This is a genomic window from Kitasatospora sp. NPDC004669, from assembly GCF_040609455.1.
Classification (GTDB): domain Bacteria; phylum Actinomycetota; class Actinomycetes; order Streptomycetales; family Streptomycetaceae; genus Kitasatospora.
Genome location: NZ_JBEXKB010000165.1, coordinates 1 through 5,928 on the forward strand (window position 1 = coordinate 1; position 5,928 = coordinate 5,928).

At 69.2% G+C, this 5,928-nt stretch carries 4 protein-coding genes; 2 read left to right on the plus strand and 2 right to left on the minus strand.

Translation table 11 applies throughout. The features are described 5' to 3' along the window. Positions 1-87: 87 nt before the first annotated feature. Together ABZW30_RS46270 and ABZW30_RS46275 are read right to left on the minus strand one after the other, a co-directional pair. Complete coding sequence (locus tag ABZW30_RS46270) at positions 88-810, minus strand: DJ-1/PfpI family protein (RefSeq protein ID WP_355677366.1); 723 nt, start codon at positions 808-810, stop codon at positions 88-90. Between the two features lie 249 nt (positions 811-1,059). Beyond that, positions 1,060-2,514, minus strand: a complete 1,455-nt coding sequence (locus ABZW30_RS46275) for a Dyp-type peroxidase (RefSeq protein WP_355677367.1) — start codon at positions 2,512-2,514, stop codon at positions 1,060-1,062. Between the two features lie 707 nt (positions 2,515-3,221). On the opposite strand from ABZW30_RS46275, the gene ABZW30_RS46280 reads away from it, so the two are divergent. Continuing rightward, positions 3,222-4,349, plus strand: coding sequence for a hypothetical protein (locus ABZW30_RS46280; protein WP_355677368.1), 1,128 nt, complete (start codon positions 3,222-3,224; stop codon positions 4,347-4,349). Between the two features lie 338 nt (positions 4,350-4,687). After that, on the plus strand, positions 4,688-5,746 hold the full coding sequence (locus tag ABZW30_RS46285; protein ID WP_355677369.1) for a phage tail sheath C-terminal domain-containing protein: 1,059 nt from the start codon (positions 4,688-4,690) through the stop codon (positions 5,744-5,746). The last annotated feature ends 182 nt before the right edge of the window (positions 5,747-5,928 follow it).

The following is a 5,928-nucleotide window of genomic DNA, read 5'->3' on the forward strand; positions in this document are numbered from 1 at the left end:
GCCGACAAATCCCAAACAGGACAGTCGAGACGTCAGTCAGTTGGAGGGTCAGACCCGCCAGCGGCGTCACCACGAACATCATCACTGTCAGTTGGTCAGGCGTTCCAGGAGCGCGGGGTGGTCGGCGAGGGCCTGGCGCAGACGCTTCTGGCCCTGGGGGGCGTACTGGCCGGGGTTGGCGGCCTGCCAGTCGATCGGGCCGAACGGGGGCTGGGGGTCGTACTCGAGGAACAGCTGGACCTTGCGGGCGATGTCCGGGCCGGCGAGCTCGCCGACCAGGTGGAGTGCCGTGTCGATGCCGGCCGACACCCCGGCGGAGGTGATGACGTTGTCGTCCCTGACCCAGCGCTCGGCCACCGGGATCGCCCCGAACTTGGCCAGCAGGCTGCGGTACATCCAGTGCGAGTTGGCCCGGCGTCCTTCGAGGAGGCCGGCGGCGGCGAGCAGCAGCGAGCCGGTGCACACGGAGCCGATGATCTGGGAGCGTGCGGCCGCGGTGCGCAGCTGGTCCAGCAGTTTCTCGTCGGCCATCGCGGCGAGGGTGGCGGTCGTGCCGCCGGGCACGATGAGGGCGTACGGGTCGGGCATGGTCTCGAAGGTGTGGCTGGGAACCAGGGACAGCGGGGTGTCGGTCGCCATCGGTTCGATCCGCTCGCCGACCACGACCGTGTCGTAGCCGGGGACGAGATGGGACAGCTCGCTGAAGACCTGCAGTGGGCCGACGATGTCGAGCGGAGTGAGACCCGGGTACTGGACGAAGGCGATGGTCTTCACCGGGGCTTCGTACCGGGGGGCCGAGGATTCGGTCATCGGAATGCTCCTGGTCGCTGCGCCAAGCACGCTGCCCATGGACCCGATCGCCTGGAAGATCAGCGGTATGGGGTTGCCGGTCTGTCAGGCCTGTTCGAGTGCGCGCAGCATGGTGCTGTAATGCCCGTTGAAGGTATGGGCTTGGACGCCGTGTCGGGGGGTCTGTTCGCGGGATCGTTCGCCCACTGCGGGCCACGACCGGCCCTCCCGCTCGGCAGCGCACCTTCCGGACGGGAGGGCTGATCGGAGTCAGCGAGGCAGGGGCTTGCCGGCCGCGATCAGTTTCAGGGCGCTCATGGACAGGGTGAGACCGTAGAGAGCGCCGGTGGTCTTCACGAAGCGCGCCATGGTGAGTGTGCCCTTGTTGGAGGCGCCCTGGTGCTCGATGGCGAGGTTGATCTTGCCGCCGGGGCTGATCACCGCGTCCACGCCGGTCGGTGCTTGCGGGTCGCCGCCGACGAAGGTCTCGCTGTTGGACCAGTGCTGCTGGATGAGTTCGAACTGCTCTTCCAGGGAGGTGCCGTAACAGGCGAAGATCAGTCCGCGGTCGGCGGTCTCGGTCGCGTCGGAGAACACCGGTCCGTAAGGGATTCCGCGGCGCATGAGGCGGTTGGACTTGCCGACGAACGACCTGGGGTGGGTCTTGCGGATGTGCGAGGCGCAAGGGGTGTCCTTGCCCATCGGGTCGTTGGTGTAGTCGAAATCGTTGTGGTCCTTGCCCAGGCCGCGGGTCTCGTCGTTCGGACGGGCGAGCGGCTCGCCGCTCTTGAACCGGCCGACCAGGCAGGCGCCCATCAGGTTGGGGTCTTCGATGGGCGGCGTCATGTTCTTGGCGGAGTCCACCACCGCCCGGTTCCATTTCCCGACGTCCTGCTGCAGGCGGCGGACGACATGCAGTGACCCGTTGTGCATCCACTGCGGCGCTTGGCGGCCATTGCTACCGGGCTCGGCGGGGTGGCCGAAGACGAACTCGCCGGCGGCGATCAGCTCGGTGCCCGGGTGGCCGAGCCGGAAGCCCGGACGGTTCGGGTCCTCCAGGTGGAAGTCCCGCACGCCGGGCTGGGAGATGCCGTCCTTGTACCCGAAGTGCTCGTGGCCCCGCAGCGCCCCGGGCAGGGTCTGCCCCAGGTCCTCGTACACCAGGGTGACGTCATTGGCTTGCCCGAGGATCTTGAGTCGCTCCGCCCATTCCCGCATCCGGTCCAACGAGTCGGAGGCGATCAGCGCGATGGCGTGCACGGGTGCGGACGGCGCGCCGAAGAGCCAGTTGCCGGGTGCGCTGTCGCCGGTGTCACCCATAGCCTGCGCGCGGCCGTCCGAGCCCTGACGCAGGGAGGCGAACGGGGCGAGGTCGGAGTCGATCTGGTCCGGTTCGGCGGCGACCAGCTTCAGGCCCGGATAGGTCAGCGACATGCCGACCCAGGTGGCGCTGAAGCCGGGGTCCATGTCGAAGGCCTTGCGGGCCACGGAGAACTGCTCGTTGAAATCCTCGACCTCCTTGGTGACGGAGATACAGGTGAGCATCCCCGCGATCCAGGCCCGCCCGCGCTTGGCGTCCGGGAAGCGGACGTGCAGGTAGGTGAGGTGGTCCTTGTTGAAGGCCGCCAGGACGTTGCCCTGGATCTCTTCGGAGTCGCGAAGCGGCGGCTTGGGCAGCTGCTCGACAGCGGCCGTGACGGCGGTGAGGGTGGGCGTTGTGGTCATGGATCGAGCTCCCGATCGTCGGCGTCGTCGGCCTGCGCAAACCGTTCGCAATCAAACCGACACGTTCAGTAGCTTCATTCGCCCGCCCGCGGGCCGCAACCGCAGCCCGCCCGACGCTGCGGCGGCGTAGGAACCGATGACCTCCCCGGCGTGCGTCGACTGCGGCGACATCCCCGAGGAGGGGAGCACCTGCGTCTACGAGACCGGCCGCGAGTGGACCCGCCGCCCCGGCGGCCAGGACGACCAGCATGCTCGGGAACGTCCTCCACCGCCGCTCCCCACGCCCGGCCCGTGCCGTCCGGGCCGGCTCGTCGGGTGACGCTCATGAGGATTCGGCGCCTCTCCGCGCTCCAGGGGATCGTCGGGGAGTCCGGCGGGCTCCCCGTCCCCGGGCCCGAGCCGATGTAACGTCCGACGACTCGAACGCCACGCGAACGGCTTCGCCCGCCTCGGGTCCCCGCCTCCTTCTTGCCCCGGGTCGGGTCTGCGTCCGCCGCCGCGGTGGCCGGCCGCAGGGCACCCGCGCCGCGGCTCTCGCACCGCGCGGCAGGCAGGTCGCGTTCGTCCGGCGTGTTGGAGGCCGTGGCGGTTTCTGGCTGGTCGGCTGCGGCGGGGCGCCGAGAAGGTGACTGTTCGTGTGGATACCTTCTCGTGGTGTGTGTTCCCGCCACCGGGAGCGCTTCCTTTCGGGAAGGATGTGGTCTTTCATGTCGGAGTTGCCCACCACTGCCGAGGAGCGCGCAGAGCGGCTGAGCGCGATGTTGTCCGGGACCCGGGCGCAGACCCGCGCCGGCCGCCGGATGCAGATGAACCGCCCAGGGAACCTACTGTTCGGGGTACTGCTGCACGCCGCGGCCCGCCTGGACCGGGGCCTGCCGCTGACCGACCTGGAGCAGCGTCTGGTGGATACCGCGGGCAAGTACCTGCCCGCGGGGGAACTTCCGGGCCTGGGCCGGGTGTACGGCGAGGCGTGTGCCCGAGGGCCGATCGCCGTGCTTCCCCGGGTGATCACGGACCTGCCGCTGGAGAAGGGCTTCGGCAGCGCCGACCTGACCGCCGCTCTGCCCGCGCTGGCCGAGGAGATCACCGCCCAGCCCAACGTCCGCATCGTCGACGTCAGCCGGCTCGCCGAAGGTGAGTCGATCGACACCGATGAGGACATTGCGGCCATGGCCGACTACGGCCGCGGCATCACCATCCTGACCGCCCCGCCGCAGGACGCGAGCCTCACGGGTCCGATCACCGTGCGGGTGCGCATGCACAAGTTCCACGTGGTGGAGGAGTCCGCGGGGGAGGTGGGAGCCGACGAGATCTACTGGGGGCTGGGCGCGGGCAGCGACACCACGGCCAAGAAGTCGTTCGACACCAGGGAGTACGGATCCATCCACACCGGCGAGGTGCACCACTTCGACTACGTCTACGGCAAGGAGACGTACCTGTTCAACGGCACGGTCGACAAGCACATGTCGGCCGAGATCCAGTGCTGGGAAGCCGACAACAGCCCCGACAGCTTCTACCAGAAGCTGCGTGACGCTCTGGCCGACTTCGCCGATCACGCCGCGGACACCTCCTCCGAGATCTCCCAGGCCTACGACAACGAGGCGAGGAAGGCCGCCGCCTGGGCCGCTTTGCTCTCCCTCGGTGCCGGCCTGCTCAACGCGCTCCTGGGACTGTTCGTCAACGACGACGACCTGGTCCACGAGCGTTCCTTCGGCTGGACCCGCGACTACCTGATCTCCATGAGCCGCATGCCCAACGGGGAGAACTACTTCCACTTCAACGGCGGTGACGGCGGCTACCACAAGCTCTACCTGCGGCTCAACGACCTCGGCTGAACCGCGGAACAACCCCCGCGTCCCCACGTCTGCGCCCCGGGGCTCGCCACCGGCGTGGCGGTCTTCGCCCCGACGGTCTGCCCGGCGCCGGCCGGTACCGGAGCCGAGGCCGCCGCGCTGACACCCCAGGCCTGCGAACGCCGCCCATCGGGGCGATAGCGCCCGCCCGCGATGCTGCGCCTGTGCCGCAGGTGCTGGGCTGCGGTGGCGCGAACGCAGGCTTTGATCACTGAAGGCGCTGGAAGCATTACGCTCCGATGCAGGAGGTGCCTGCTTGCCGTGCTTTGTGCGCGGTCGGGTGGGCCTGCCTTTCCCGTCTGACTTGGATGGAGTGTTCGATGTCGGTTCTGTCTGTGTCCTCTGGTCCGACTGCCGTGCCGGTGTTCATCTCCGACTTCGGTACGGCCTTCGAGGGGGTGGCGCGGGTCCACGGCTGGTCCGACTTTCGCGGGGTTGCCGGTGAGGGCGCGCGCTCGGGGATGACCGGTGGGGTGCTGCTCGGGTACTTCGAGAACGGGGGTGGCCGCTGTTACCTGGCCAATACCGCGGGCAAGACCGTGCGGGAGGCCCTGACCGAGGTGGAGGCCTTCGACGATGTGACGATCCTGGTACCGCTCGGCCTGTGGGACGACGGTGCAAACGCCCGTGAGACGGCGAGGGCCGTGACCGCCTACGCGGCGGCCCACCGGGCGATGGCCATTCTGCACGCCGACCGGGACTGCGACGCCCGGCAGGCTCGCGGGGCGGTGAGGGGGTTCAAGCTGGACGCCGACCAGAGCTCGCACGCTGCCCTGTACCACCCGTGGCTGATCCCGTCCGGGGACGGCGCTCAGCCGGTGCCGCCCGTCGGCGCCGTCGCCGGAGTGTGGTGCCAGGTCGATGACAAGCGCGGAGTGTGGAAGACGCCGGCGAACGTCACGGTGAGCGGCGACGTGCGCCCATTCCAGGCGGTGACCGAAACGGAGATGGGTGAGGTACAGCCGGTCGGCGTCCTGCGGGAGTCCCCGGGGCAGGGCACGCTCGTCTGGGGTACCCGCACGCTCAACGAGGGCGACGAGCGGTGGAAGTACATTCCGGTGCGGCGTCTGGCCGACACGGTGGAGCGCGACCTGCAGAAGGCTTTCGTCTTCGCGACGTTCGAGCCGAACACCCAGCCGACGTGGGAGAAGCTGCGGTCCCAGGCTGACGCCTACCTGCTTTCCCTCTGGAAGCTGGGCGGGCTGCAGGGGGCGAAGCCGGAGGAGGCGTACTCCGTCCAGATCGGCCAGGGCGTCACGATGACCGAGGAGGACGTCAAGGCTGGCAGGATCGTCATGAAGGTCGGCCTCGCCGCAGTCCGCCCCGCCGAGTTCATCCCCGCGACCGTGACCGTGACCGTGGCGGCCGAGCGCGCCTGACGAGCTGGGCTGTCCAGGCCGGGGCCCCCGTCCCGGGTGGCCGCGAAGTTCCCCCGGTACCGCGAGCTGTTCCGTACCAAGGTCCGTGACTGTGAGACTGATGGTGTTCCGCACGGGATCGTGGCCTGACCCGGTCTGTGACTGACCAAGGTGTCTCTTCGTTGATCTGTCGGCCACGGTCT